The organism is Nonomuraea sp. B10E15, from assembly GCF_039871615.1.
In the GTDB taxonomy this organism is placed as follows: domain Bacteria; phylum Actinomycetota; class Actinomycetes; order Streptosporangiales; family Streptosporangiaceae; genus Nonomuraea.
The window spans coordinates 455,968-481,478 of sequence record NZ_JBDPMB010000003.1 but is presented as its reverse complement, the minus strand read 5'-3'; the positions used below and the strand labels follow the sequence as shown (position 1 = coordinate 481,478).

The window sequence follows — 25,511 nt, the reverse complement described above, 5'->3', positions numbered from 1 at the left end:
GGGATGGCTGACGGCTTTCCAGGGGAACGTCCGCTGATCCGTGGCAGGTTTCGGGTGGTTACGGCTTCGCGGTGCTCTGCCGCCCGCCGCAGGTGGCTGACGGCCTTCCAGGGGAACGCCCGCTGACCCTTCACCGGCGGACCGCCGTTACGGAGCGCGCTCCTGACCCTCGCCGTGGTCAAGCCCGTGACCGAGGGTGCGCACGGCCGGCAGCGGTCGGGCACCGGAGGCGCGCATCCGAAAGGCTTCTGGCACGCCGTTTCGTCGATGGCCGGGCCCGCAGGCATGCGCAGCCGACCCCGCCGCCCACGCGACCGGCAACTGTCAGCCGCCCACGCGGCCGGTCGGGTGTCGACCGCCACGCGGCCGGTCCGGCGTTGGCCGTTACGCGAAAACGGTCATGTGTTAACCGTCGCGCGCCTCAGAGGCCGTTTCCGCGAGGCGTTTGAGTGCGGCTCGGGGGATGGCCGGGTCGTTCGTGCGCCAGAACGGCGGAAGGGAACCCAGGAGGAAGCCGCTGTAGCGGGCCGTGGCCAGGCGCGGGTCGAGGACCGCGATCACACCCTTGTCGTCCTGGGCGCGCAGGAGGCGGCCGGCGCCCTGGGCCAGCAGCAGGGCGGCGTGGTTGGCCGCCACCGCCATGAACCCGTTGCCGCCCTTGGCCGCCACGTGTCGCTGCCGCGCCGAGGTCAGCGGGTCGTCGGGGCGCGGGAAAGGCACCCGGTCGATGATCACGAGCCGTAGCGACGGGCCGGGCACGTCGACGCCCTGCCACAGCGACAGCGTCCCGAACAGGCACGTCGGCTCGTCCTCGGCGAACTGCTTGACCAGCAGCATCGTCGAGTCGTCGCCCTGGCACAGCAGCGGCACGTCCAGCCGCTCGCGCAGCGCCTCGGTGGCCGCCTTGGCCGCCCGCATCGACGAGAACAACCCCAGCGTGCGGCCCCCGGCCGCCTCGATCAACTCGGCGATCTCGTCGAGGTAGGCTTGCGGCAGCCCGTCGCGCCCCGGTTGGGGCAGGTGTTTGGCGACGTAGAGGATGCCCGCGCGCGGATGGTCGAACGGCGAGCCGACGTCGATGCCCTGCCAGCTTCTGCCCTCGCCCAGCCCCCACTGCGCGGCCAGCGGGTCGAACGTGCCGCCGAGCGCGAGCGTGGCCGACGTGAGCACCACCGTGCGCTCCCCGAACAGCTTGTCGCGCAGCATGCCGCTGACGCTCAGCGGCGCGACCCGCAACATCGGTGGCCGGCGGTCGGTGCCGGCGTCGAGCCAGACCACCTCCGCCCGGTCGGCCTCCGCCGCGTGTCCGTAGGCCTCCAGCATGCGCACCGCGGTGTCGTGCACCTCGTCGAGTGCCGTGAACGCGGCCTTGCGCTGACCCGCCTTGTCGGGGTCGTCCTTGTCGGCGTTGCGCGGGCCGAGCGCGGTGATGCATCGCCAGGCCGTGTCGCGTACGAGCGCCAGCGTCAGCCCGAGCACCTGGGGGAGCTCGTCGATGCGCCCGGGCGGTGCGGCGGCCAGCAGCGCCTTGAGGTCTTCGCCGGCCTCCATGAGCTGGTCGGCGATCGGCTGCTCGATCAGCCGGCCGACCCGGCGGACCGCCAGCATCACCGAGGTGTCGGACAGCTCGCCGGTGACCACCGACGTCACCCGGTCGACGAGCTCGTGGGCCTCGTCGACGACGACGACCTCGTGCTCGGGCAGCACCGGCAGGTCGCCCATGGCGTCGATGGCGAGCAGCGCGTGGTTGGTCACGACCACGTCGACCTCGCCCGCCCGCGCCCTGGCCAGCTCGGCGAAACACTCGGCGCCGCTCGGGCAGCGGGTGGCTCCCAGGCACTCCTGCGCGCTCACCGAGAACTGCCGCCACGCCTGCTCGCTCACGCCGGGCACCAGCTCGTCGCGGTCGCCGGTCTCGGTCTCCTCGGCCCACTCCTGGATGCGCTGCACCATGCGGCCGGTGGCGCTCACCTCGCGCGGGTCGAAGAGCTGGTCCTGCTCGTCCTCCTCGGGCCAGCCCGCCGTCGCCTTGTAGCGGCACAGATAGTTACGCCGGCCCTTGAGGATGGCGAACGTCGGCTCGTGCGGCAGCTCCTTGCCCAGCGCCTCGGAGAGCCTCGGCAGGTCGCGGTCGACAAGCTGGCGCTGCAGCGCGATCGTGGCCGTGGAGATCACGACCGGCTTCTCGCTGTCCATCGCGTGGCGGATCGAGGGCACGAGGTAGGCCACTGACTTGCCGGTGCCCGTGCCCGCCTGGACCGCCAGGTGCGTCTTGTCGTCGAGAGCCTGCCGCACGGCCTGGACCATGGTGATCTGGCCCTGCCGTTCGCTCCCTCCGAGAGCGTTGACCGCGATGCTGAGCAGTTCGTCCACTGACGGGAGATGGGAGTCCGGCACGGCACTAAACGCTACCTGCATTCCAGGGCCGCCGCGCCGAACGGGGCGTGATCGGCCAGACGCATCCCGGCATTCCTGAATCGGCGCGACGGCACGCATGGCACACTGGTCGATCGGGACTCCAGCTGGTGCCAGAAAGTCTCCACCGAGCGTGACCAGAAGGAATCCCGGTGTAGGTGGGAAGACCGGTCCCTTAGGGTTTTCCGGGGTTGAGTGGACGAATAAAGGCTGGTTAAAGCAATATGTCCTCCATGTCGGAAGTTGTCCCCTTGCCGTCGTTCGGCGAAGTCTTCTTCGATGCGCGAGGTCAGGAACGGTGTCTCCGCGTCACCTGGCACGAGGGCACACTGGTCCTCAGCCTCTGGCGCGGCGAGATGTGCACGGCGAGCTTCCGCATGCCCATGGAGGACGTCGGGCGGCTGCTCGACACCCTCGACGACGGCTACGCCGAGGCCACGGGCGAGCAGCCGGCCGTGCCCGCGCAGGAGCCGGGCACCGAGGTCATCCCCGGCACCGGCCAATACCACCGGCCGCCCCAGCACGCTCAGCAACCACCGCAGCAGCCGCAGCCCGACGACCGGCCCACGGCGGCCCTGTCGCCCAACGACGTCCTCGTGGCCAGGGGCGCGCCGCCGGCACCCCAGGACAAACTGGTGGCCTCGTACGGCGAGAGCGCGGCGCCGAGGGAGCAGCACGCGCCCGCCTATGGCGAGACCGCGGCCCCCAGAGAGCGGCACACCCCCGCCTACGGTGAGCGGACCCCCTTCACCGGCCCTCAATACGTCGACCAGACCGCCCCGCAGCAGGCCTACACCGGTGACCCTTTCAGCGGCCCTCAGTACACCGCCGACCCGGTGAGCGGCCCGCACTACATCCAGCAGGGCCAGGCCGAGCCCTTCACCGGCCCTCAGTACGTCGAGAACGAACCGGTCTACCAGATGCCCGGCGACCAGCGCCGTCAGGCGCCGGCCAGCACCGACCCGCCGGGCTTCCCCTCGCAGGCCGCCGACCCCTACCAGCCTGTCCAGCAGCACCGGCCCGACCCGTATCCGTCGGACCCGTACCCGTCCGACCCTTACGGACGCCGCTCCGACACCTCCTACGGGCAGCCCCAGCCGCAACAACCGCAGCCTCAGCAGACCCAGCCGAGCACGGCCGGTCTGGGCACCCCCATGCACGGCATCCCGGGGGCCGGCCGGCCCCGCCCGGCCCCGCAGCAGCGTCAGGTGCCGCCCCACCAGAACCCCGTGGACCCGCTGCTGACCCTCGGCCGCCAGGAACAGGGTGATCCCGAGATGACCCGCCCGTACGTCGGGGACCCGATGTTCTCCACGGGCGAGCGGCTGCGCCCCGAGCAGCCGGACTACCACGAAAGAAGCGACCGCAGGGAGTGGTGACGGGTACCCGCAGGTCCCTCGCCGCGACGCGTCCGCCGCCGCACGTCCGTGCCCCCGCGCAAACCGTTCCCGCGCGATCCGTTCGTGCGTGACTCGTTCGTGCGGGATCCGTCCCCGCGCCGGCGTGCGCCAGGCCACTCCCCTCCCGCGGGTACGCTCACCGCGGGGTGATGGGGTCGAGGGGAGGGGGCGCCGGTGAATCCCACCATGGGCCTGCAACTGCTGGTGGTGGCCGGGGGCGCCGTCGCAGTAGCGGCCGTGGCGCGGCGTATGGGCTGGCCGGCGCCGCTGCTGCTGGTCGCCGCGGGGCTGCTGGTGTCGCCCCTGGTCCCTCCGGTGCCGCTGGACCCGGAGCTGGCGCTGTTCGTGTTCCTGCCGCCGCTGCTCTACTCCGCCGCACTCGACAGTTCCTACCTGCGGCTGCGCGAGGCCAGGCGGCCTGTGGGGCTGCTGTCGGTCGGGCTGGTGGTGTTCACCGCGGTCGTGGTGGGGCTGGTCGTCCACCTCCTGCTGCCGGGCCTGCCGCTGGCGCTGGCGTTCGCTTTCGGCGCGATCGTCGCCCCGCCCGACGCGGTGGCGGCCGTCGCGGTCGGCCGGCGGCTGGGCCTGCCGCGCCAGACGCTGACGATCCTCGTCGGCGAGAGCCTGTTCAACGACGCCACCGCGCTGACGCTCTACCGGGTGGCCATCGGGGCGGCCGTGGGCGCTTCGGTCGACCTGGCCGAGGGCGCGGGCCTGTTCGTGCTCGCCGCGGCGGGCGGCGTGGCGATCGGGATGGCGCTGGCGTACGCGCTCTCGTGGTTGTTCGAGCGCACGCGCGACTCGATGGTCGAGAACGCGCTGATGTTGCTGATCCCGTTCGCCGCCTATCTCGCGGCGGAGTCAGTGGACGCCTCCGGCGTGATCGCGGTCGTGATCGTCGGTCTTCACCTGGGGCACCGCATGCACCTGCGCGGGTTCGGGACGCGTCTGGTGTCCGGCGCCGTGTGGAAGGTCACCGCCTTCCTGCTCGAGTCGATCGTGTTCGCGCTGATCGGGCTGCAGCTGGAGACCGTGGTGGAGGGCCTCACCGGCGTCAGCCCGTGGCAGGTCGCCGGATATGCCGCAGCGGTGCTGGTGGTGACGATCGCCAGCAGGTTCGTGTGGTTGTTCGCGGTGTCGTCGCTGGTCAACCTGCTGCACAGGGAAGAGCGGCCGCCCTCCCGGCGGCAGGTGACGCTGCTGGGGTGGGCGGGCATGCGGGGCGTGGTGTCGCTGGCGGCGGCGTTCGCCATCCCGCCCGAGGTGCCCGAGCGCGACCGCGCGATGCTGCTGTTCCTGACGTTCACCACCGTGATCGGCACACTCCTCATCCAGGGCACCACGTTCCCCGCGCTGATCAGGCGGTTGCGCGTGTCGAGCGACCAGGAGGACTACGAGGACCGCCTGGCCGGGGCGGCTGCCCAGCAGGCGGCGCTGGAGGAGGGGCTGGCGGAGCTGGATCGGCTGCTCGCCGAGCTGGGCGAGCCGGACGAGATCCAGAAGCAGGTCATCGACCAGCTCAGGGAGAAGTCGTGGCGCCGGTCGTTGTCGGCGTGGGAGCGGCTGGGCGGCGGCACCGGCCAGGACGGCGCGGAGACTCCCAGCGCTCTCTATCGGCGCCTGCGCCGCGAGATGCTCCAGGCCGAGCGCCGGGTGTTCGTGCGCCTGCGCGACGAGCGCCGCATCGAGGACGAGGTGCTGCGCGAGCTGATGGGGCAGCTCGACCTCGAAGAGGCGATGCTGGAGCGTTAGCCCATCCGGCTGTCCACGAAGCACCAGCGCCATGCCTCGCCGGGTTCGTAGGACTGCATCACGGGGTGGCTGGTGGCGTGGAAGTGCGCGGTGGCGTGCTTGGCCGGCGAGGAGTCGCAGCAGCCGATGTGGCCGCACTCCAGGCAGCGCCGCAGGTGCACCCAGCGCCCTCCGTCGGCCAGGCACTCCTCGCAACCCTCCGGGGTCCTTGCCGCAGGGTCGTCGGCCTGGGAAAGGTGTTCGCACGTGGCCATGCACCCATCCTATGACCCGCCGTGCGGCTCGGCTCGTGGAGGGCGGTCGGCGACCATCAGGGCGGCGGCGGGTCCTCGGTGACCACGGCCATTTTCGTGAAGTCCTGGTCGAAGAGCGATCGGATCCTCTCCGGTATCGGTTCGTACATGTCCATCAAGGGAGTCGTGTTCCCGGGCTCTCCGGGTTCTCCGCATCACGCCGCCCGGGGCGGCAGAGCTCGTCGCAGCCGCCGAACCGGGCCGTGTCCATCGCGGTGAACGGCGTCGGCGCCACGCGCTTCAGCGCCGCCGCCATCGTGTCCCGCCAGATGGGGCCGGGCACGCTCGCGCCCTGCACCGCACCGTGGTAGCGGCCGCCCAGCGTCACCCCGACGAGCTTGTGGCGCTGGGAGCCGCGCGGGTCGCCGACGCTCACCGCGCCCGCCAGGTCGGGGGTGAACCCGGCGAACCACGCCGCCGCGTAGTCGTCGGTGGTGCCGGTCTTGCCTGCCGCGTCACGGCCGATGCCGCCGACGCCGCTCATCGTGCCCTTGGTGAACACGCCCGACAACACGGACGAGGCCGCGTCCGCGACGGCGGGGTCGAGGACCTGGCGGCATTTCGGCCGGTAGCGGGTGGTCGAGCCGTCCCGGTCGGTGATGCGGGTGATCGCCATCGGCGCGCAGTGGCGGCCGCGCGCCCCGATCGCCGCGTACGCGTTCGCCACCGTCACCGGGTCCATCTCGTTGATGCCGAGCGTGAACGTCTCGTACTCCTGCAGCTTCTTCCCGTCCGCGCGGCGGATCCCCAGCGACTCGGCCATCGTGACCGTCGCGCACAGCCCGACCCGCTGCTCCAGCTCCATGAAGAACGTGTTGACGGAGTCCCACGTGCCGGTCCGCAGCGTCTTCCACCCGGGCGAGCCCTCGTCGTTGGTGACCGTGTGCGCGGGGTCGCCGACGTTCTCGCCCGCGCAGTTCCGGAACGCCGCGTGATCCGGCGCGCGGTAACCGGCGCCCGCCTTGAGGCCGTCGTCCACCTTCATGCCCTGCTTCAACGCGGCGAGCAGGGTGAACGTCTTGAACGTGGAGCCCGCCTGGAACCCCGCCCCGCCCCCGTGCGCGGCGTCCGCGACCACGTTGTACGAGATCTCGTTCCGGTCCGCGCTGCGGCCGTAGCGCCTGCTGGCGGCCATCGCCCTGATCGCGCCGGTGCCCGGCTGGACCAGGGCCTCGGCCGCCACGGCGCGGTCGGAGGGCCTGACCCACGTCTTGATCGCCCGGTCGGCGGCGGCCTGCATGGCCGGGTCGATCGTGGTCCTGATGGTGAGGCCGCCGCGGTTGAGCCTGGCCAGGCGGTCCCGGGCGGTCGGGCCGAAGCCGGGGTCGCTGAGAATCTCATGCCTGACATAAAGGCAGAAGTACGGATATTTGCTGGATTCGCAGCCGCCCGGGAGCTTCGTGCCCCTGTACCCCAGCCCGGTGGCCTCAGCCTCAGCCGCCTCAGCCGGGGTGATCTTGCCGAGTTCGGCCATCCGGCCCAGCACGACGTCACGCCGCGCCCGCAGCCGCTCGCGCTGCGCCCTGCCCAGGTTGGGGTCGGTGGCGTTGGGATCCTGCACGGCCCCGGCCAGCGTCGCCGCCTGGGCCAGGGTCAGATCGGAGGCCCTGACGCCGAAGAAACGTTTCGCCGCCGCCTCCACGCCGTAGGCGCCGGCGCCGAAATACGCGATGTTCAGATATTTCTCGAGGATCTGGTCCTTGGTGTACTTCTCCTCGACCCCCATGGCATAGCGCAGTTCGCTGAGCTTGCGCGCGTAGCTGGCCTCCACCGCCGCGTTGCGCTCCTCGTCACTGCCGGCCGAGTTGAGCAGCACCTGCTTGACGTACTGCTGGGTGATGCTCGACCCGCCCTGGCTGACCCGGCCCGCCCGCAGGTTCGCGGCCAGCGCCCGGAGCGTGCCCTCGACGTCGATCGCGCCGTGCTCGTAGAAGCGGTAGTCCTCGATCGAGACGATCGCCGTCTTCATCACGCCGGCGATCTCGTCGAAGCCGACGACCTCGCGGTATTCCTCGTAGAAGCGGGCGATCTCCTTGCCCCTGGCGTCCTGCACGATCGTGACCTCCGCCGGCGGCGGCTCGACGAGGTCGGCGGGCTCGAGGTTCACCCCGTCGGCCGCCGCCACGAACCCGAACCCCGCGCCGCCCACGGCGGGCAGCGCGATCCCCGCGACCAGCACGCCCGCCGCCACTCCCACGGCGGCGAGGCGTACGATCTGCGTCCCCCGGCGTGCCATCAGAGTCTGCCGAGCCCGCGGGCGAGGATGGTGGCGGTCTTCGCGATGGTCTTGTCGTCGGCGGCCAGGCCAGGCGTGCGGTTGGTGTAGATGGCCATGATGATGGGAGCGGCCTTCTTGTCCGGCCAGATGACGGCGATGTCGTTACCGCCGCCGAACCCGTCGGAGTTGGTGCCGGTCTTGTCGCCGATCGTCCAGGTCTTGGGCAGGCCGGCGCGGATGCGGGCGTCTCCGGTCTTGTTGGCGATCAGCCAGGCGTTGAGCCGGGCGCGGTCCTTGGCGTTGAGCGCCTTGCCGTACGTGACGGCGCGCAGGTCGCGGGCGATGGCCGACGGGGTGGTGGTGTCGCGCCGGCTCTTGGGCGTCCAGTCGTTGAGCTCGGTCTCCCAGCGGTCGAGGCGTGAGACGCGGTCCTTCAGCGACCGGAAGTATCTGGTCAGCCCGGCCGGTCCGCCGATCTGCTTCAGCACCATGTTGCCCGCGGTGTTGTCGCTCATGGTGATGGCGGCGTCGCAGAGGGCGGCCACGGTCATGCCGTCCTTGACGTGCTTCTCCGTGACGGGGGAGTAGTCCACCAGCTCGCGGGCCGTCCACCGGACACGCTTGTTCATCAGCCCCGGCCGGGAGGTGCGGGCCTTGTGCAGCACCGCCGCGCACGCCATCGCCTTGAACGTGGACAGCAGCGGGAACCGCTCGCCCGACCGGTACGCGATCGTCCTGCCGGTGGCGGTGTCGATCGCGTACGCGCCGATGCGGCCCTTGAACGAGCTCTCCAGGGCTCGCAACTCCTTCGCGGCCCTGGCCTGGCCGGACGTGACCGTCGTGGCCGAGGCCGTGCCGGTGACGAGACCGCACCCGAGGAGGGTGATCGTCAGAGTGGTCGCCGTCGCCGCCCGGAGGTGTCGCATGTCGAATCCTTTGCCGTCGTCCGTCAGAGGGCAGGAGCAAAGCAGATGCGATCAGCGGATGTCTAATAGCGATATCGTGAAGGGATCGATATCGGATCACGCATGACGCCAGGTCAGCAGCACCATGGCGCCGGCGATGGCCAGCCCGAGCGCGTGCAGGCACAAGGTCGGGACGATGCCGAGCACACCGCCGAGCACCCCCGCGGCCGCCATGCCGGCCAGCGACGTGGCCGCCTGGGCGCTGCCCAGCAGGCCGATGACGCCGCCGCGGCGATCGTCGGTGGTGACGGTCTGGGCAAGGGTGGTGAAGCCCGCCATCGCGGCCGCCGCGGGGACGCCGGCCAGCACGATCAGCACGAGCGCGGGCCAGAGCGCGGGCCCGGATGCCGGCCCGGATGCCGGCAGGACGAGGGGGTAGGCGAACAGCGCCAGATCGACCGCCCCGAACACGATCGTCCCCCAGCCCAGTAACGCCCGCGGGGCCGCCCTGCCCGGGCGGGCCGCGACGACGAGCCCGCCGAGCAGCCCGCCGACCGCCTGCACCGACAGGAACAGCCCGTACGCGTCACCGCCGCCGCCGAGGACGTCCGCGACGAAGGGCGCGGCCAGCGTGGCGAAGATCCCCTCGCCCAGCCCTGTGATCACCATGTACGCCACCAGCACGCGCACGCCCGCGTTCCCCATGGCCAGGCGGAGCCCCGAGATCCACTGCCCGCCCGCCGACATCGACCGTGCGGGCCGTCCCGGCGCCCGTACCGCCGCCTGCAGGGCCGCGGAGACGACGAAGCTGGTGACGTCGACGAGCACGACGGCGGGAAGTCCGCCCGCGCTGACGGCGACGCCGCCCAGCATCGCCCCCAGCAGGCGGGCCAGCTGCCCGCTCTGCCCGTGCAGGGCGTTGGCACGGACGAGCTGGGACTCCGCCACGACCTGCGGGAGCAGCGCCTTCTGCGCGGGGACGAGCACCGTGCTGAGGACGCCCGTCCAGAGCGCGACCGCGTACACGATCCACATTTGTGCCGGGTCGTGCACCGCCAGCAGCGGCAGCAGCCCGATGGCGAGCAGCAGCTCGGTGACGACCAGCAGCCGCCGGCGGTCCCAGCGGTCGGCCAGCATCCCGGCCACCGATCCGAGCAGCACGTCGGGCAGCCGCGTGACCACCAGCATGACGGCGGTGGACAGCGTCGAGCCGGTGAGCTGGTAGACGTGGAAGGCCAGGCCGGTGCTGATCGCCCAGTCGCCGGTCTGCGAGACCAGGCCGGCGGCGAGCAGCCGCCGGTAGTCGCGGTTGCCGCGCAGCGGTCCCGGCGCCCCGGACACCGCCCCGGGCGCCGCTCCGGACGCCGCGGTGTCCGGCGCCCCGGGCGGCTTCCCGGGCGGTGTCCCATCCGGTGTCCCGGGCGGTGTCCCGGCGGGCGCCTCAGCCATCGGAGCCGGCCGGTGGCAGCGGGACGACGACCTGCGTCAGGAGCACGGGCCGGGCGCCGTCGGGCTGCGCCGCCGGGTCGCCGACGCGCGCCATCAGCGGCTCCAGCAGCTCCGTGATGGCCGCGCCGATCTCGGCTACCTCGTCGGGCGTGGCGTGGAGGTGGAAGTTGCCGATCCCGCCGATCGAACGCCACGGCTCCGGCTCCTCCTGCCGCCGCTCCCCCCAGTCCGCCAGCCGCGCCAGCGCCCGCTCGGCGATGACCTGCTCCAGCAGGCTCCTGGCGGCCGAGTGCTCGAGCCCGGGCGCGCTGTCGTCCCACTCCTGGACGCGCTCGGTCACCTTCCACGGCCGTTCGCGCTCGTCGCGGGCCTCGGCCTGCTCCACGAAGCCGTATTTGGCGAGCTGCCGCAGGTGGTAGGAGGCCAGTGCCTGGCTGACGCCGGTCTCGCGCCCGGCGTCGGCTGCGGTCGTGGGGCCCGACCGCAGCAGCAGCTCGTGCAGCGCCAGCCGGACGGGATGGGCGAAGGCCCGCATGGCGGACGGGTCGTCGAGCCGCCGCCGCGAGGATTCCAAAGACATGCTTGGAATCTTCGAGCCGAGGGGATGGGGATGTCAAGGAAATCCTTGGCATCAGGCGCCCGCATCGGGAATCCGTTGCCGGAACGGCAAGGCGATGTGTGCGCGCCGCCCCCGGGCCCGCATGATGCGAAGAGCAACCCCTTGGGAGGACGCATGACCGATCACCCGTCTTTCTCGCCCGCCGAGGTGCGGCACCGGCTGGTGGAGACGCCCGGCGGCCGCATCCACGTGGCGGAACAGGGCACGGGCCCTCTGGTCCTGCTGGTCCACGGCTTCCCCGAGTCGTGGTATTCCTGGCGGCACCAGCTTCCCGCCCTCGCCGCGGCGGGCTTCCGCGCGGCGGCCATCGATGTGCGCGGCTACGGCCGCTCGTCCAAGCCCGCGCAGACGCACGCGTACCGGATGCTCGACCACGTCGCCGACAACGTCGCCGTCGTGCGCGCGCTCGGCGAGCGGTCCGCGGTGGTCGCGGGCCACGACTGGGGGTCGCCGATCGCCGCCAACAGCGCCCTGCTCAGGCCGGACGTGTTCACCGCGGTGGCCCTGTTCAGCGTGCCCTATTCCCCGCGCGGCCCCTTCCGGCCCACCGACGCCTTCGCCCGCCTCGGCGGGGAGGAGGAGTTCTACGTCAGCTACTTCCAGCGGCCCGGGCGGGCGGAGGCGGAGATCGAACCCGACGTCCGCGGCTGGCTGGCGGGAATCTACGCCGCGCTCTCGGCCGGCACGATGCCCGCGACGGGCGTCTCATCCGTTCCCGAAGGCGGCCGGCTCTCCGACCGTTTCCCCAAGGGCGGGCTGCCGTCCTGGCTCACCGAGGCCGACCTCGACGTCTACGCCGGCGAGTTCGAGCGGACCGGGCTGACCGGCGCCCTCAACCGCTACCGCAACGTCGACCGCGACTGGGAGGACCTCGCCGCGTGGGACGGCGCCCCGATCACCCAGCCCGCGTTGTTCGCCGGAGGCGAGCTCGACCCCACCACCACCTGGATGGCCGGCGCCATCAAGGCGCTCCCCGAGACGATGCCCGGCCTGACCGCCTCCCACATCCTCGACGGCTGCGGCCACTGGCTCCAGCAGGAGCGCCCCGGCGAGGTCAACCGCCTCCTCACCGGCTGGCTCCGGCTCCACACCCCGCCCACCAGGTGAACCGCCGTCTTTCCGCGTGCGGGCCCGGAAACCGGAGCCGGCCGGCTCGAGAGCCCCCACCCGGACGAACCGTGTGCGGGCGATCGCAGGTTTCGGTCGCGTCTACTGTCCGAAAAACAGCGGTCACGTCGCGTGGCCGTTCGTTGGGTAGGGTCGAAACATGCGCCACCTCAAGAGCCGGTTCCTGCCCCTTGCCGCTTTCGCCGTGTGCCTTTTCGCCGCCGGGTGCGGCGAGGTCAACGACACCATCGACAAGGCCCAGGCGTGCCTGGAGGCGCCGAAGATCGTCACTGATCTGGGCGCGCAGATCGCCAAGCTGACCGACGACCCGCAAGCCATGGACAAGGCGCTCGACGACGCCGCGACCAAGCTCAACGACGTGGCCGACAAGGCCGCCAACACCACGCTCAAGGAGGCCACCGACGACCTGGCCGCGACCCTGAGCGGCATCTCCGTCACCAGCGTCAACGACGCCGTCGACGCGGCGCAGAAGGTCGGCACCGACTCGGCCGCCTACCTGGAGAAGGTCGCCAAGGCCTGCACCGGCTGACCTCCCGCAGAAAGGGCAATCCCGACTTCTCTAGGGGAAAAGTAGACGAATTACCGTTTTTGTCATGGAACCCGACCCGCGTTTCACCTTGGCCAACGAACGCACCTTTCTCACCTGGCTGAGCACGGCGCTGGCGCTCAGCGCGGGCGGGGTGGCCATGGCGGCGGTTCCGGCCGACATGTTCGTGCCCTGGATCCGTACCACCCTGGCCATCATGCTCGTCACGCTCTCCGCCCTGGCCGCGGGCTTGGCCTACCCGCGCTGGCGCAACATCCAGCGCGCCCTGCGCCGGCAGGCGCCGCTGCCTCCGCCCGCGCTCGCGGCCGTCTTCGGCTACGGCGTCGCGGCCGTCGCCGTGATCGCCCTCGTCCTCATCGTCCTGTCGATCTGAGGCCGCGGGTGGGGGAGGAGGCGAAGGCGCCCGACGAGGAGATCTGGGACCAAGGGCTGCAGAGCGAACGCACCCGGCTGGCCTGGGTGCGCACGGCGGTGGCCCTGGCGACCGGCGGGCTGGGCGCGGCCGGCCTGTCCGCCAGGCACGGCCTGCCCCTCCTCGCCGTCACGGGGTTCGCCCTGGCCGCGCTCTGCGGCGCCGTGCTGCTGATCAGGACCAGGGCACGGTTCCGCCGGGTGCAGGCCGCCCTGCACGGCGGCCGGCCCCTGGACTCCCGGCTGGACGCCGTCTTCGCGTGGCTCGGCACCTTGAGCCTGGTCGCGGGCGCCATGGCCTTCGTGCTCACGGTCAGGTAGCCGGCACGCGGGCCAGGTTGCGATGTTCCCCCAGACGGGCGGACACTCGAAAGCGAGGGGGTGACCTCGTTGACCGAAGAACTCAGGACCGTGCCCTTCGAATGCCGCCGCTGCTGGCATGTCTGGGAAGAGCAGTATCTGGTCAGGCGCATCGACGACCGCCACGGCAACGAGACCGAGGTGTGGCTGCGCGACGGCCTGCCCGTGCTGCCGCCAGGGCCGGGCGTGATCTGCCCGCACTGCGGGTGCCAGCAGTCCACCAGGTTCCCGGACGGCTATCTGTCGCGTCATCCGGAGCTCGTCCCGCCGGCTGAGCCCGGCGTGCCCGACGCGACACCGCTGCTCAGCCCGGTGCAGCGGCGCCGCCGGGGCCTGACCTGACTCTTGGTGAGCATTCCATAGCGCTTAGTGTTACAAAGGCTGGCCTTGTCGGGCGTACGGGACCGGACGGACACTCGGGTCCGACACCGATCCGCAGCCGGGGGTGGTCCTGGTGCCCGATGGTTTCGACACCCGCGAGACGTGGCCTTTCGCATGCCTGCGGTGCCTGCACGTCTGGGAGGAGCAGTTCGTCGTCAGACGCCTCGCCGACTCCCACGGCAACGCGGCCGAGATCTGGTTCAGTGCCGGAGTCCGCGTGCCGCCGCCCTGGTCGGGGGCGTGCTGCCCCGGCTGCGGCGCGTACGACGTGACGTCGTTCCCCTCCGGCTACCTGGCCCGCCATCTCGAGCTGGTGGCCGTGCCGGAGGAACCGCCGCAGCCGGTGTTCGTGCCCGCGGCGCGGCCAGGAGAGACGCCCGCTGACAGGGCCCGCCTCCCCGGCCGGCTGCTGATCGCGCTGGGCGTGCCGCTGGTCGCGTTCCTCGCGTACGAGCTGTACATCGGTTTCGCGGCGGCGGCCCGCCCGCACGGCTAGCTCAGGCTGTCGAGCCAGGCCTGGTGCAGGCCCGCGAACCGCCCTGAGGCGGCGATGAGCCTGGCCGGCGGGCCGTCCTCGACGACCTCCCCCCGCTCCATCACCAGCACCCGGTCGGCGATCTCCACCGTCGACAACCGGTGCGCGATGATCAGCGCGGTCCTGTCCGCGAGGATCGTGCGCAGCGCGCGCTGGACGAGCCGTTCGCTCGGCACGTCGAGGCTGGAGGTGGCCTCGTCGAGGATGAGCACCGCGGGATCGGCGAGGAACGCCCTGGCGAACGCGACGAGCTGCCGCTGGCCGGCCGACATGCGGCCGCCCCGCTTGCCCACCTCGGTGTCGTAGCCGTCGGGCAGGCCGGCGATGAACTCGTGCGCGCCGATCGCCTTGGCGGCCTCGCGCACCTGCCGGTCGGTCGCGTCAGGGCTGCCGAACCTGATGTTGTCGGCGACCGTGCCGCTGAACAGGAAGTTCTCCTGCGTGACCATGACAACGGCCTGGCGCAGCGTGGGCTCGTCCAGCGTGCGCAGATCGACGCCGTCGAGCAGCACGCGGCCCTCGGTGGGGTCGTAGAAGCGGGAGATCAGCTTGGCCAGCGTCGTCTTGCCCGCGCCCGTCGCGCCGACCAGGGCCACGCTCTGCCCGGCCGGGATCGTCAGGTCGAGGCGGGGCAGGATCGGCATCTCCTCGACGTAGGCGAACCTCACGCCCTCGAAACGCACCTTGCCGCGCGCCCCGCCCGGCGGCAGCGCCGCGGGCTCGCGCGGCTCGGGCACGGACGGCTCCTCCTCCAGCACGCCGGACAACTTCTCCAGCGCCGCGCCCGCCGACTGCAGCGTGTTGTAGAACTGGCTGACCTCCTGCATCGGCTCGTAGAACTGGCGCAGGTACAGCAGGAACGCCGCCAGCACGCCGACCTTGACCTCGCCGTGGAGCGCCAGCCAGCCGCCGTAGAGCAGCACCCCGCCGATCGTCATGTTGCCGATGAGCTTGATGCCGGTCATGAACGTCGCGCCGAGCTGCATGCTGCGGGCGTTGGCGCCGCGGTAGTCGTCGTTGAGCTGCTGGAAGATCTCCTGGTTGCGGGGCTCCCTGCGGAAGGCCTGCACGGCGCGGATGCCGGTCATCGACTCCACGAAGTGCACGATCACCAGCGCGACCGTCTCGCGCGTGCGGCGGTAGACGATCGCCGACTGCCGGCGGAACCACTTGGTGAACAGCAGCAGGAGCGGCAGCGGGACCAGCGCCACCAGGCCGAGGTGCACGTCGAGCACCAGCAGCAGCACCGCCGTGCCCACCATGGTCAGCACGGCCTTGACGAGCGCGTCGAACCCCGACTGGAGCAGCTCGGCGATGGCCTCGATGTCGGAGGTCAGCCGCGAGATGACCCGCCCGGAGGTGTACTGCTCGTGGAAGCTCAGCGACAGGCGCTGGAAGTGGTCGAACACCCTCCTGCGCAGCTCCAGAAGGATGCTCTGGCCGATCCGGCCCGACAGCCGCAGGAACGCCTGCCGCGTGACCGCCTGCGTGACGGCCGCGGCCAGGATCACCCCGACCACGGTCAGCAGCACGGAGGGGCCGGACCCCTGACGGATGGGCGGGATGCCGGAGTCGATCCCGATCGAGACCAGGAAGGGGATCGACAGGCCGGCCGCGTTCGAGACCAGGATGATCCCGACCAGCAGCGCGATCTTCTTCCGGTAGGGGCGCAGCAGGTTGCCCAGCAGCCGCCGGGAGCGCGCCCGCAGCAGGACGGAGACCTTCTCCGGCAGCTCGTCCTGGTCCTCGGAGGCGACGCCGCGCCAGGACGCCGTGCCGGACGCGTTCGGCGGGGGCGGTGTGGTGGTCGTGGTCATCGCAGAGCCCCTTCCGACGCGCCGTCGAAGTCGGCGTCCTGGGCGAGCAGCTCGCGGTATTCGGGCACCTCGGCCAGCAGTTCCTGGTGCTGCCCGACGTGCGTGATCGTGCCGTCACGCAGCAGCGCCACCTTGTCGGCCAGCAGCACGGTGGAGGCGCGGTGGGCGACGACGATGCCGGTCGCCTCGCGCAGCACGTGCCGCAGCGCCTCCTCCACGAGGGCCTCGGTCTCGACGTCGAGCGCGGACAGGGTGTCGTCGAGGACCAGGATCCGCGGCCTGCTCAGCACCGCCCTGGCCAGGGCGAGCCGCTGCCGCTGGCCGCCGGACAACGACAGGCCCTGCTCGCCGATGCGGGTGTCGAGCCCCCACGGCAGGTCGTAGACGAACATGGCCTGCGCGGTCTGGATGGCCGCGGCGAGCTCTTCCTCGGTGGCGTCGCGCCGGCCGAGCATGAGGTTCTCGCGCACGCTCATCGAGAACAGCGTCGGCTCCTCGAACGCGGTGGCCACCACCTGGCGCAGCGTCGTCAGCTTGAGGTCGCGTACGTCCTGCCCGTCGATCGTGACGCGGCCCGAGGTGGGGTCGAGCAGGCGGGGCACCAGGGCGGTCAGCGTGGTCTTGCCCGCGCCGGTCGCGCCCACGACGGCGACCGTCTCACCGGGCTTGACCTCCAGCCACACGTCGCGCAGCACCGGCTCGTCGGCGTCGGGGAAGCGGAACCCGACCCCTTCGAAGCGGAGATGGCCGCGCGGGCGCTCGATGGTCTGGGTGCCGCCCTCGATGGCCGGGACGGTGTCCATGACCTCCATGAGGCGGTCGGCGGAGGTCATGGCCTCCTGGGCCATGGCGAGGATGTAGCCGAGGCTGGCGATCGGCCACACGAGCTGCAACATCAGCGTGGTGAACGCCACCAGCGCGCCCAGCGTCAGCTCCCCCGAGCCGACGGCCAGCGCCCCGAGCAGCAGGACGAGGGCCAGCGTGATGTTGGGGATGATCTCCAGGAAGGAGAAGAACCGGGCTGACAGCCGCACCTTGGCCATCGAGCTGCCGTACACCTTGAGCGCGGCGTCGTCGTAGCGGTCGTAGACGTGGTGGCGGCGGCCGAACGCCTTGATCGTGCGGATGCCGAGCGCGGACTCCTCGACGAGCGTGGCGAGGTCGCCCTGCTCGTCCTGCACCTGGCGGGAGATCTTGATGTAGCGCTTCTCGAAGCGCAGCGACGTCCAGATGATCGGCACGGCCGAGGCCAGCACCAGCAGCCCGAGCGGCCAGTACTTGTTGAGCAGCAGCACGGTCACCGTGATCAGCTGCAGGATGTTCATGACCAGGAAGAGCATGCCGAAGCCGAGGAACCGGCGGATCGTCGACAGGTCGGTGGTCGCCCGGGATAACAGCTGACCCGACTGCCAGTCGCCGTGGAAGCCCATGGGCAGGCGCTGCAGGTGCTCGTAGAGGTCGTCGCGGATGCGGGTCTCCAGGCCGAGCACCGGTTTGACCTGGGCCCATCGCCTGAAGAAGATCAGCAGGGCTTCGACCACGCCGACGCCGACCGCGAGCAGGCCGAGGGGGAGCAGCCCCGCGGAGTCACCGTGGGCCACGGGGCCGTCGATGACCTGCTCGCTGATGAGCGGGAGTGCGAGGCCGGCGCCGATGCCGACGATCGCGGCCAGCCAGATGAAGACCAGTCTGGCGGCGTACGGGCGGAGGTAGGACTTCATCCGCCACAGGGAGTTGGTGGACAGCAGGGGACGGCGAGGTTTGTGCGTATCGGGAGGCATCCCATCTAGGCTAATACGTGGGATCAACAGATTTTCTGTGGCCTGGAGGTGGGGTTCACGTTTCTGACGTGGGAAAACGTGAAAGACCATGCACGCTCCGGCTGACCATCACTTTTGTTGTGGTCTGTTGGGGAATGTTCCTCGAGGCTGCTCGACCCTGCGAGGAATCATGATCGACAGTACGGAACTGCCTCACCTGCGCCGCTGCGTCGAACTGGCCAGGCAGGCGCTGGAGGAGGGCGACGAGCCGTTCGGCTCGGTCCTCGTCTCCGGCGACGGCGCCGTCCTCGCCGAGGACCACAACCGGGTGGCCTCGGGCGACCGCACCCGCCATCCGGAGTTCGAGCTGGCGCGCTGGTCGGCGGCGAACATGACGCCGCGGGAACGCGCCGCCGCCACCGTCTACACCTCCGGAGAGCACTGCCCGATGTGCGCCGCCGCCCACGCCTGGGTGGGGCTGGGCCGGATCGTGTACGTCGCGTCGTCGCAGCAGCTGGCCGGCTGGCTGAGCGAGCTGAACGTGCCCCCGCCGCCCGTGCGCACGCTCCCCGTCAACGAGGTCGCGCCGGAGGTGACGGTGGAGGGGCCGGTGCCCGAGCTCGCCGACGAGGTCCGCGAGCTGCACCGCCGCTGCCACGCCAGGTCCTGAACGCCCTTGCCGGCACGGCCCACGGCCTCCCCGTCCCCAGAATGCACTATGCCCACCGAGCCCGGGGCGCCCCCGGCTGAAGGGCCCCTGACGCGGGGCCGCATCGTCGCCGCGGCCATCGACCTGATCGAGCGCGAGGGCGCCGACGACCCCGGGGCGCACTGGACCGACAGGGTGCGCGCGCAGGCGCGGGCCTTCCGGCAGATCGCGCACGGCCATCCGCGCTCCACCATGCTCGTGGTCAGCCGGCAACTCCACACCACCGCCGGCCTGCTGCCCGTCGAGCGAGCGCTGGTTACGCTGCGCAGCGCCGGGTTCGACGGCGCGGACGCGGTCCGGATGGTGCGCGTGTTCATCGCGTTCGTCGTCGGCTCGCTGCTGCGGGAGGTCGGGGTGACCCCCGCTTTCGCACCCGTCCAGGGCGGGCCGGCCACGGCCGGCGGGGTCGATGCCGCGCTGTCCCCCGAGGTGAGCTCGCTGGCGGGGCTGCTCGGCCAGTGCGATCACGAGGCCGAGTTCGAGTTCGGGGTCGAGCTGCTCCTGCGGGCCATGGAGGTGCATCCGGGGCGCAGGCAGGGCACCCGGTGAAGCCCGGGTGCCCGTCCCGCTTCTAGTACCAGTTGTGCGATCTGAAATGACCCCAGGCGCCGCAAGGCCGGCCGTACCTCCCCTTGATGTATGCCAGGCCCCACCGGATCTGCGTCTCGGGGTTGGACCGCCAGTCGTGGCCCGCACCCCGCATCTTGCCCGCGGGCAGCGCCTGCGGGATGCCGTACGCTCCGGACGAACGGTTGCGGGCCCGGTGGTTCCAGTTGCTCTCCCTGGTCCACAGGTTGTCCAGGCAGCGGAACTGCTTGAGGTCCCACGATCGCTGGACGACCTGCCCCAGGGCGATCCGCTTGTTCCTGCTGGCCGGCTTCTCTGCCGTGATCTTCGGTTGCGCTGTCGTGGTCCACACCCGGGTCTTCGGCCGCGCCGGCGTGGTCCAGAGCCGGGTCTCGGGCTGCGCCGGCGCGGTCCAGATCCCGGTTCTGGGTAGCGCCGGCGTGGTCCAGGCCCGGGTCTTGGCGGGAGGCGCTGTCTCCGCCCGGGCCGGCGCGCCACCGAACGCGGTGAGCGCGGTGACGGAGATGAGAGTGGTGCTGAGCGCGCGTTTGCTGTCCAAATCGATCCTTGCTGTCGGGTCGCGTGCGGACAGGCGCGCTTCTTCCTGCGCCTCGTGCCGGTCCGCGTCCGTGGCTCGGACGCGGAGAGTCCGCGTGGCCCTCCGGGATTCCGGTGCGCCGCCCGATCGTGCTGGGCGGCCCGGAGGGCGCCGCGACGTGTCCTCTAGCACGATTCCTATTACGCTCCGTAATCGCGGGTCGCGCATCGCGACACGGCGTGGACAGGTGTTTGTTGCACCGTTGCGGATATAAGGCCCGCTCGCTGGGCCGGGATTGCCCGCCCCGCCGCGCATATGGGGCGGGCTTGCCGGAAAAAGCGGCCAAGCCTGAGGTTTGGCTCAGGGGCAAGAGTGGGATGGGGCGCTGTCTCCAGGCGGTAACACGGCGTGCCGGACCTCTGCCCGCTGGGCCCGGGACGGGGGCAGGCGGTGCGAAAAGTCCCGGCCCGCGGCGTTCTGTAGGGTCAGGGCCATGAGTCTCAGCGACATTCCGCTCCGCACCCTCGACGACGCTCCCACTACGCTCGGTGACCTTGCGGCCGGCAAAGCCGCCCTGATCGTCAACGTGGCCTCCCGGTGCGGCCTCACCCCGCAGTACGCCGGCCTGGTCAAGCTCCAGCAGGAGTACGGACCGCGCGGCTTCACGGTGATCGGCATGCCCTGCAACCAGTTCGCCGGCCAGGAGCCGGGAACGGCGGAGGAGATCCGGCACTTCTGCGCGGCGACCTACGGCGTCGACTTCCCGCTGCTGGCCAAGGCCGACGTCAACGGCCCCGGCCGGCACCCTCTCTACGCCGAACTCACCCGGACGCCCGACGCCGACGGCGAGGCCGGTGACGTCCAGTGGAACTTCGAGAAGTTCCTGGTGGACCGGGAGGGCGAGGTCGTCGGCCGCTTCCGCCCGCGCACGGACCCGGAGGACCCCGCCCTCGTCGCGGCACTCGAGAAGGTGGTGTAGCCGCCGGTGGCGGCCCGGCGAAGGTGCGGGATCGGGTTCGACCCCGTAAAAGGTCGGCGCACGTGCCCTTCGAGATGGAAAGTCCGTTTGCACGTGTAGTGAGCATATTGCTGCGGTAAGTAATTGGGTGAGCTGTGGCTGGTTCCTTCACCGGCTCCGCACACCGACCTGATGTTCCGCAGGGAGTTCGCGATGACGATCAATCCGTACGCAGGGTCGCCCTCCAGCTACGTCTCCGAACCCGCCGCGGGCCCGTACTCGATCGTCGAGCTGATGCCGGGCGTCCGCAACCTGTGCGAGTACGTCCGGCTGGCCGCCGGCGAAAGGGTGCTGCTGCTCATGGAGCACACCGTCGACCCCGTCGTCGTGCAGGCCATCGCCGCCGGCGCGGCCTTCCGCGGGGCCGACGTCCGCATCCTGTCGGTGCCGCCGTTCAGCGCCGGCGGCTGGGACAGGGGGGCGCCGCTGCAGATCGAGACGGCCGCGTTCCACGAGGCCGACGTCGTGATCAGCGGCACCTGGTGGGGCGAGGTGCACACCGCGCCGCTGTTCTTCGACCAGATCAAGGCCCGCTCCTCCCGCTTCCTGTCGCTGCACATGACCGCCACGGCCGGCGCGCTGCTCACCGGCGGTCGGCTGCCCGCCGAGGTGTTCTACGCGCTGCTGAGCCGGGCGCTGCGGCAGTTGTCGGGGGCCGGGTCCATCCGGGTGACGTCCGGGCGGGGCACCGACGTGACGTTCTCCGGCCTGACCTTCGACCCCGACCCGGGCGCGCTGCGGCCCGGCGACTGGCGGCCCTTCCCGTACGGCGGCGCGAACTTCTGGCCCACCGACACCGAAGGCGTGATCATGATCGAGGACAGCACGGTCACCGGCGTGCCCGGCGAGCCCGTGCGCCTCACCCTCGAAGGCAACCTGGTCCGCAAGATCGAGGGCGGGGCGGAGGCGGAGAGCCTGCGACGCTACGCCCCCGAGGGCTTCTACATGCGCCACGGCCTGATCGGGCTGAATCCGAAGGTGCGGATCGCCGGGGGGACCCAGTTCGAGCGGGAGAAGCACGCCGGGGCCTTCTACTGCGGCATCGACGGGCTGACCGGTGGCGAGCCCGTCACGACGGGCCCGGGTTTCGCGCACTGCGACTGCCAGATGGACCGGCCCACCGTCACGGTGGACGGCGAGCTCTTCATCGAGCAGGGGCGGCTGCTGCTGCTCGACGAGCCGGAGATCCAGGAGGTGGCCGCGCGGTTCGGCCCCCCCGAGGTGGTCCTCGACGACAACCCGGTCATGATCCTGCCCCGCCGCTACACGGGCCTGCCCGGAAAGTAGTCTCGCCCCCGCCGCTGACCGAGGGCGGGAGACCCCGGTCAGCGGCGGGGGCCGCAGCTGCCCCTGACGATGAGCTCCGTGGGCAGGATCACGCTCCTGGCCCTCCTGGTGCCCGCGCGCAGGACGAGCTCCGCCGCGCGGTAGCCCATGTCGCGCCCCGGCTGGGCGATCACCGTCAGCGGCGGCGAGCACAGCTCGGCCCAGGGCACGTCGTCGTACATGACGAGCGAGACGTCTTTCGGCACTCTCAGGTCGAGCTCCCTGGCCGCCAGCACGGCCGCCTCCCCGAGCACGTTGCCGCCGGCCACCACGGCCGACAGGTCGGGGCGGCTCTGGTAGAGGCCGGAGGCGGCGGCGTACGCGGAGTCGCGGCTGCCGGTGCCGAACACGATCAGCTCCTCGTCCACCGGAGCGCCTACGGCCCCCCTGAAGGCGTGCGCGCGGCCCTCGTGGCCGGGGCCGCCGAGGAAGGCGATGCGCTTGTGGCCGAGGCCGCGAAGGTAGCGGACCGCCGTACGGATGCCCGCCCGGTCGTCGGCCACCACGGCGGGGACGTCCAGCGGCCGGGACGGAGGAGCGGGCGGCAGGCCGTCGAGGGCCATGAGGTCGCCCACGGCGGACGGCCCGTCGTCGCCGGCGGACGCCTGGGAGGGAAGCCGGTCGGCGAAGATCACGGTCATGCCCGCGCGTGTCGCCGGGGTCCAGGTTTCCGCGTCTCCTGACGGGACGGCTATCAGGCGGTCTACGCTCTGTTCGATGAGCATGCCGATCAGGTCGGCCTCCTGCTCGGGGTCGCCGCCCGTCGAGCCCAGGACGACGGGCTCGCCCGCCGAGCGGGCGCAGGCCAGCACGCCTTCCGCCAGCTGCCCGTAGAAGGTGTCGGTCAGGTCGGGGACGAGCAGGCCCATGCCGCCCGTGCGGCGCTGGCGCAGGTTGCGGCCGAGGGCGCTGGGGCGGTAGTCGAGCTGGGCGGCGGCGGCCAGGACGCGCTCTCTGGCGCCGGCGCTGGCCGAGCCGCCCGACAGCACCCGGGAGACGGTGGCGACGCCCACGCCGGCCGCCTCAGCCACATCCTTGATCGTCGCCCGCTTCTCCATGGAAACGATTCCATCATGGTTTCCGGAAATCGGGAAGTGTGCCGTTTCGGCAACGGCTGGTCACGCTGCAACCCTTGACACCGATGTCCGTTTCGGGTGAGATGCTTGAAAACGTATCCACGCGAGTGGGCACACGGAACCAACGTCCGGGCCACAGCCCTGGAGCGCGAAGGAATGTCATGGCATCCATCGTTCTGACGAACGTCGACAAGATCTACGCCGGTGGCGTGAAGGCCGTGAACGGGCTCAACCTTGAGATCAAGGATGGCGAGTTCATGGTGCTGGTCGGTCCGTCCGGTTGCGGTAAGTCGACCGCGCTCCGGATGATCGCGGGCCTGGAGGACATCAGCGGCGGCGAGATCTCGATCGGCGAGAAGGTGGTCAACCACCTGCCGCCCAAGGACCGCGACATCGCGATGGTCTTCCAGAACTACGCGCTCTATCCGCACATGACGGTCGAGGAGAACCTCGCCTTCGGCCTCAAGCTCCGCAAGATGCCGAAGCCGGAGATCCAGAAGCGCGTCGGCGAGGCGGCCAAGATGCTCGGCCTCGAGAGCTACCTCAAGCGCAAGCCCGCCGCCCTGTCCGGTGGTCAGCGCCAGCGTGTCGCGATGGGCCGCGCCATCGTGCGTGAACCGCAGGCCTTCCTCATGGACGAGCCGCTGTCCAACCTCGACGCCAAGCTCCGCGTCTCGATGCGCGCCTCGCTCAACACGCTGCACGAGCGCCTCGGCGTCACCACGGTGTACGTCACCCACGACCAGGTCGAGGCCATGACCCTCGGCGACCGGGTCTGCGTGCTGCGCGACGGCATCCTCCAGCAGGTCGACACCCCGCAGAACCTGTTCGACAAGCCGGTCAACCTGTTCGTGGCCGGGTTCATGGGCTCGCCCGCGATGAACTTCGTCACCGCCGAGCTCGTCCGCGGCGACGACGGCGCCGCGGTCGCCTTCGCCGACATCAAGCTGTCGATCCCCGAGTCGACCTTCACCGACAAGCCGGGCCTCGACCAGTACGTCGGCAAGAAGATCATCCTCGGCATCCGCCCGTCCGACTTCGAGGACGCCACGTCGGCCGGCAACCACGCCAACGGCTGGGCCACCCTGCCGGTCAAGGTGGAGGTCACCGAGGAGCTGGGCTCCGAGATCAACGTGCTGTTCCTGATCGACGCCCCGCCGGTCGAGCACAAGGACACGGTGGCGGCCGCCGACTCCGGAGAGGACGAGGAGGCGTCGCTGCCGCTCGTGGGCGACAAGTCCCTGTGGACGGCGCGCGTCAACGCCCGCAGCCACGCGCGTTCCGGCCAGAACCTCGACCTGGTCGTCGACACGCACAACCTGCACTTCTTCGACCAGGCCTCCGGCCTGGCCATCGGCCACGAGGCCAACCGCTGAGTCCCCCGCTGTCTCCCGGTTCCCGGCCGTGAGCACGCTCACGGCCGCTCGGGCCCCCACCGCGACCCCCTCCCGCGGCGGGGGCCCGTCCTTTTCCTCTCCCGCCCCTCATCGCCCCTTCCCGGCCCTTGCCGAGCGGAAGGTCAGCGGCCGATCCTGGCCGACACCATGGCCTGCAGGCTCCGCGGCACGAACCGGCCGACCCCGACGATGACCTTGTAGCGCAGGCTCGGGACCGACACGCTCCTGCCCAGCGCCAGGTCGCGCATCGCGCCGCGGACCACGTCGTCGGCCTTGAGCCACAGCGGCCCGGGGATGCCCGAGGTGTCCATCCCGGCGCGCTGGTGGAACTCCGTCCGCACGAAACCGGGACACAGCGCCATGACCCGGATGCGCGGGTGGCCCGCCTGGTGCGCGGCCGCCTCGCTGAAGCTGACCACCCACGCCTTGGACGCTCCGTAGGTGCCGCGGGTGAAGAACGCCGCCGCGGACGCCACGTTGACGATCGCGCCCCTGCCGCGCTTCTTCATCGCGGGCAGCGCGGCCAGCGTCAGCCGCAGCACCGCCTCGCAGTGCACCCGCAGCATGCGCAACTCGTCCTCGACGGGCGCATCGGGGAAGCTGCCGGCGTTGCCGAAGCCGGCGTTGTTGACCAGCAGGTCGACCCCCTCGCGGAGCCTGGACTCGACCCTGGCGATCCCCTCGTCGCTCGCCAGGTCGGCGGGCAGCACCTCGACGTCGACGCCGTAGCGGAGCCTGAGCTGCTCGGCGTTCCGGACGAGCCGCTGCTCGTCGCGCGCGACCAGGACGAGTGAGAACGCGTCGGCGGCCAGGCGCCGGGCGAAGGCGGCGCCGATGCCGGCGGTCGCGCCCGTGATCAGTGCGGTAGGCATGGCTGAACCTTAACGTTC

General features: G+C 71.4%; 24 protein-coding genes. 13 read left to right on the top strand and 11 right to left on the bottom strand.

Annotated elements, in window-relative coordinates; genetic code table 11:
* Positions 1 to 405: 405 nt before the first annotated feature.
* Positions 406 to 2,418 carry an ATP-dependent DNA helicase gene (locus ABGB14_RS15075; protein ID WP_347644245.1) on the bottom strand — a complete coding sequence of 671 codons (2,013 nt, stop codon included), beginning with the start codon at positions 2,416 to 2,418 and terminating at the stop codon, positions 406 to 408.
* Between the two features lie 230 nt (positions 2,419 to 2,648).
* On the opposite strand from ABGB14_RS15075, the gene ABGB14_RS15070 reads away from it, so the two are divergent.
* Together ABGB14_RS15070 and ABGB14_RS15065 are read left to right on the top strand one after the other, a co-directional pair.
* Positions 2,649 to 3,794 (top strand): hypothetical protein, encoded by a 1,146-nt coding sequence (locus tag ABGB14_RS15070; protein ID WP_347644244.1) that lies wholly within the window; start codon positions 2,649 to 2,651, stop codon positions 3,792 to 3,794.
* Between the two features lie 195 nt (positions 3,795 to 3,989).
* Entirely contained in the window at positions 3,990 to 5,567 is a 1,578-nt protein-coding gene (locus tag ABGB14_RS15065) for a Na+/H+ antiporter (protein WP_347644243.1), read from the top strand.
* On the opposite strand, the gene ABGB14_RS15060 is transcribed toward ABGB14_RS15065, so the two are convergent.
* From ABGB14_RS15060 to ABGB14_RS15040, 5 genes are all read right to left on the bottom strand, one after another.
* Entirely contained in the window at positions 5,564 to 5,821 is a 258-nt protein-coding gene (locus ABGB14_RS15060; protein WP_347644242.1) for a UBP-type zinc finger domain-containing protein, read from the bottom strand. The genes ABGB14_RS15065 and ABGB14_RS15060 overlap by 4 nt on opposite strands.
* A gap of 154 nt (positions 5,822 to 5,975) precedes the next feature.
* Positions 5,976 to 8,096 (bottom strand): transglycosylase domain-containing protein, encoded by a 2,121-nt coding sequence (locus ABGB14_RS15055; protein WP_347644241.1) that lies wholly within the window; start codon positions 8,094 to 8,096, stop codon positions 5,976 to 5,978.
* A complete protein-coding gene (gene bla, locus ABGB14_RS15050; RefSeq protein WP_347644240.1) occupies positions 8,096 to 9,004 on the bottom strand; it encodes a class A beta-lactamase in 909 nt (302 codons plus the stop codon). The genes ABGB14_RS15055 and bla overlap by 1 nt, the downstream gene beginning before the upstream one ends.
* Before the next feature lie 96 nt (positions 9,005 to 9,100).
* The gene (locus ABGB14_RS15045; protein ID WP_347644239.1) at positions 9,101 to 10,324 is read right to left on the bottom strand and encodes an MFS transporter; all 1,224 of its coding nucleotides are present in this window, start codon (positions 10,322 to 10,324) and stop codon (positions 9,101 to 9,103) included.
* A 100-nt stretch (positions 10,325 to 10,424) separates the two neighbouring features.
* Positions 10,425 to 11,012, bottom strand: a complete 588-nt coding sequence (locus ABGB14_RS15040; RefSeq protein WP_347644238.1) for a helix-turn-helix domain-containing protein — start codon at positions 11,010 to 11,012, stop codon at positions 10,425 to 10,427.
* A 153-nt stretch (positions 11,013 to 11,165) separates the two neighbouring features.
* Here ABGB14_RS15040 and ABGB14_RS15035 point away from each other — a divergent pair, with 153 nt between their 5' ends.
* The 6 genes from ABGB14_RS15035 to ABGB14_RS15010 all read left to right on the top strand — a co-directional run bounded on the left by ABGB14_RS15035 (position 11,166) and on the right by ABGB14_RS15010 (position 14,374).
* Positions 11,166 to 12,158 carry an alpha/beta hydrolase gene (locus tag ABGB14_RS15035; RefSeq protein WP_347644237.1) on the top strand — a complete coding sequence of 331 codons (993 nt, stop codon included), beginning with the start codon at positions 11,166 to 11,168 and terminating at the stop codon, positions 12,156 to 12,158.
* A 160-nt stretch (positions 12,159 to 12,318) separates the two neighbouring features.
* Positions 12,319 to 12,708, top strand: coding sequence for a hypothetical protein (locus ABGB14_RS15030; protein ID WP_347644236.1), 390 nt, complete (start codon positions 12,319 to 12,321; stop codon positions 12,706 to 12,708).
* Positions 12,709 to 12,772: 64 nt separating this feature from the next.
* Positions 12,773 to 13,099 carry a DUF202 domain-containing protein gene (locus ABGB14_RS15025; RefSeq protein WP_347644235.1) on the top strand — a complete coding sequence of 109 codons (327 nt, stop codon included), beginning with the start codon at positions 12,773 to 12,775 and terminating at the stop codon, positions 13,097 to 13,099.
* 8 nt (positions 13,100 to 13,107) lie between these two features.
* On the top strand, positions 13,108 to 13,458 hold the full coding sequence (locus ABGB14_RS15020) for a DUF202 domain-containing protein (RefSeq protein ID WP_347644234.1): 351 nt from the start codon (positions 13,108 to 13,110) through the stop codon (positions 13,456 to 13,458).
* 69 nt (positions 13,459 to 13,527) lie between these two features.
* Entirely contained in the window at positions 13,528 to 13,839 is a 312-nt protein-coding gene (locus tag ABGB14_RS15015; protein ID WP_347644233.1) for a hypothetical protein, read from the top strand.
* 112 nt (positions 13,840 to 13,951) lie between these two features.
* Entirely contained in the window at positions 13,952 to 14,374 is a 423-nt protein-coding gene (locus ABGB14_RS15010; protein WP_347644232.1) for a hypothetical protein, read from the top strand.
* Here the strand turns inward: ABGB14_RS15010 and ABGB14_RS15005 are convergent.
* A complete protein-coding gene (locus tag ABGB14_RS15005; protein WP_347644231.1) occupies positions 14,371 to 16,230 on the bottom strand; it encodes an ABC transporter ATP-binding protein in 1,860 nt (619 codons plus the stop codon). The genes ABGB14_RS15010 and ABGB14_RS15005 overlap by 4 nt on opposite strands.
* Positions 16,227 to 18,011, bottom strand: a complete 1,785-nt coding sequence (locus tag ABGB14_RS15000) for an ABC transporter ATP-binding protein (RefSeq protein WP_347644230.1) — start codon at positions 18,009 to 18,011, stop codon at positions 16,227 to 16,229. Before ABGB14_RS15000 ends, ABGB14_RS15005 begins: the two co-directional genes overlap by 4 nt.
* Before the next feature lie 169 nt (positions 18,012 to 18,180).
* Between ABGB14_RS15000 and ABGB14_RS14995 the strand changes: the two genes are divergently transcribed.
* Together ABGB14_RS14995 and ABGB14_RS14990 are read left to right on the top strand one after the other, a co-directional pair.
* Entirely contained in the window at positions 18,181 to 18,660 is a 480-nt protein-coding gene (locus tag ABGB14_RS14995) for a nucleoside deaminase (RefSeq protein ID WP_347644229.1), read from the top strand.
* 48 nt (positions 18,661 to 18,708) lie between these two features.
* Positions 18,709 to 19,248: a TetR/AcrR family transcriptional regulator C-terminal domain-containing protein gene (locus tag ABGB14_RS14990; protein WP_347644228.1), complete on the top strand. Its 540-nt coding sequence runs from the start codon at positions 18,709 to 18,711 to the stop codon at positions 19,246 to 19,248.
* Positions 19,249 to 19,270: 22 nt separating this feature from the next.
* On the opposite strand, the gene ABGB14_RS14985 is transcribed toward ABGB14_RS14990, so the two are convergent.
* Positions 19,271 to 19,825: a lytic transglycosylase domain-containing protein gene (locus tag ABGB14_RS14985; protein WP_347644227.1), complete on the bottom strand. Its 555-nt coding sequence runs from the start codon at positions 19,823 to 19,825 to the stop codon at positions 19,271 to 19,273.
* A gap of 472 nt (positions 19,826 to 20,297) precedes the next feature.
* Between ABGB14_RS14985 and ABGB14_RS14980 the strand changes: the two genes are divergently transcribed.
* Positions 20,298 to 20,783: a glutathione peroxidase gene (locus ABGB14_RS14980; RefSeq protein ID WP_347644226.1), complete on the top strand. Its 486-nt coding sequence runs from the start codon at positions 20,298 to 20,300 to the stop codon at positions 20,781 to 20,783.
* Positions 20,784 to 20,975: 192 nt separating this feature from the next.
* Positions 20,976 to 22,109, top strand: a complete 1,134-nt coding sequence (locus tag ABGB14_RS14975) for a hypothetical protein (protein ID WP_347644225.1) — start codon at positions 20,976 to 20,978, stop codon at positions 22,107 to 22,109.
* A gap of 38 nt (positions 22,110 to 22,147) precedes the next feature.
* Here the strand turns inward: ABGB14_RS14975 and ABGB14_RS14970 are convergent, their stop codons facing one another.
* Positions 22,148 to 23,206: a LacI family DNA-binding transcriptional regulator gene (locus tag ABGB14_RS14970; protein ID WP_347644224.1), complete on the bottom strand. Its 1,059-nt coding sequence runs from the start codon at positions 23,204 to 23,206 to the stop codon at positions 22,148 to 22,150.
* A 179-nt stretch (positions 23,207 to 23,385) separates the two neighbouring features.
* On the opposite strand from ABGB14_RS14970, the gene ugpC reads away from it, so the two are divergent.
* Positions 23,386 to 24,600 (top strand): sn-glycerol-3-phosphate ABC transporter ATP-binding protein UgpC, encoded by a 1,215-nt coding sequence (gene ugpC / locus ABGB14_RS14965; RefSeq protein ID WP_347644223.1) that lies wholly within the window; start codon positions 23,386 to 23,388, stop codon positions 24,598 to 24,600.
* Positions 24,601 to 24,743: 143 nt separating this feature from the next.
* Here the strand turns inward: ugpC and ABGB14_RS14960 are convergent, their stop codons facing one another.
* Entirely contained in the window at positions 24,744 to 25,493 is a 750-nt protein-coding gene (locus ABGB14_RS14960; protein WP_347644222.1) for an SDR family oxidoreductase, read from the bottom strand.
* Positions 25,494 to 25,511: the final 18 nt, after the last annotated feature.

Bases quoted from the DNA above. Each gene is read 5' to 3' on its own strand.
- ABGB14_RS15075 (WP_347644245.1), bottom strand. From the start codon at position 2,418: ATGCAGGTAGCGTTTAGTGCCGTGCCGGACTCCCATCTCCCGTCAGTG.
- ABGB14_RS15070 (WP_347644244.1), top strand. From the start codon at position 2,649: ATGTCGGAAGTTGTCCCCTTGCCGTCGTTCGGCGAAGTCTTCTTCGAT.
- ABGB14_RS15060 (WP_347644242.1), bottom strand. From the start codon at position 5,821: ATGGCCACGTGCGAACACCTTTCCCAGGCCGACGACCCTGCGGCAAGG.
- ABGB14_RS15055 (WP_347644241.1), bottom strand. From the start codon at position 8,096: ATGGCACGCCGGGGGACGCAGATCGTACGCCTCGCCGCCGTGGGAGTG.
- bla (WP_347644240.1), bottom strand. From the start codon at position 9,004: ATGCGACACCTCCGGGCGGCGACGGCGACCACTCTGACGATCACCCTC.
- ABGB14_RS15040 (WP_347644238.1), bottom strand. From the start codon at position 11,012: ATGTCTTTGGAATCCTCGCGGCGGCGGCTCGACGACCCGTCCGCCATG.
- ABGB14_RS15035 (WP_347644237.1), top strand. From the start codon at position 11,166: ATGACCGATCACCCGTCTTTCTCGCCCGCCGAGGTGCGGCACCGGCTG.
- ABGB14_RS15030 (WP_347644236.1), top strand. From the start codon at position 12,319: ATGCGCCACCTCAAGAGCCGGTTCCTGCCCCTTGCCGCTTTCGCCGTG.
- ABGB14_RS15025 (WP_347644235.1), top strand. From the start codon at position 12,773: ATGGAACCCGACCCGCGTTTCACCTTGGCCAACGAACGCACCTTTCTC.
- ABGB14_RS15005 (WP_347644231.1), bottom strand. From the start codon at position 16,230: ATGACCACGACCACCACACCGCCCCCGCCGAACGCGTCCGGCACGGCG.
- ABGB14_RS15000 (WP_347644230.1), bottom strand. From the start codon at position 18,011: ATGCCTCCCGATACGCACAAACCTCGCCGTCCCCTGCTGTCCACCAAC.
- ABGB14_RS14995 (WP_347644229.1), top strand. From the start codon at position 18,181: ATGATCGACAGTACGGAACTGCCTCACCTGCGCCGCTGCGTCGAACTG.
- ABGB14_RS14990 (WP_347644228.1), top strand. From the start codon at position 18,709: ATGCCCACCGAGCCCGGGGCGCCCCCGGCTGAAGGGCCCCTGACGCGG.
- ABGB14_RS14980 (WP_347644226.1), top strand. From the start codon at position 20,298: ATGAGTCTCAGCGACATTCCGCTCCGCACCCTCGACGACGCTCCCACT.
- ABGB14_RS14975 (WP_347644225.1), top strand. From the start codon at position 20,976: ATGACGATCAATCCGTACGCAGGGTCGCCCTCCAGCTACGTCTCCGAA.
- ABGB14_RS14970 (WP_347644224.1), bottom strand. From the start codon at position 23,206: ATGGAGAAGCGGGCGACGATCAAGGATGTGGCTGAGGCGGCCGGCGTG.
- ugpC (WP_347644223.1), top strand. From the start codon at position 23,386: ATGGCATCCATCGTTCTGACGAACGTCGACAAGATCTACGCCGGTGGC.
- ABGB14_RS14960 (WP_347644222.1), bottom strand. From the start codon at position 25,493: ATGCCTACCGCACTGATCACGGGCGCGACCGCCGGCATCGGCGCCGCC.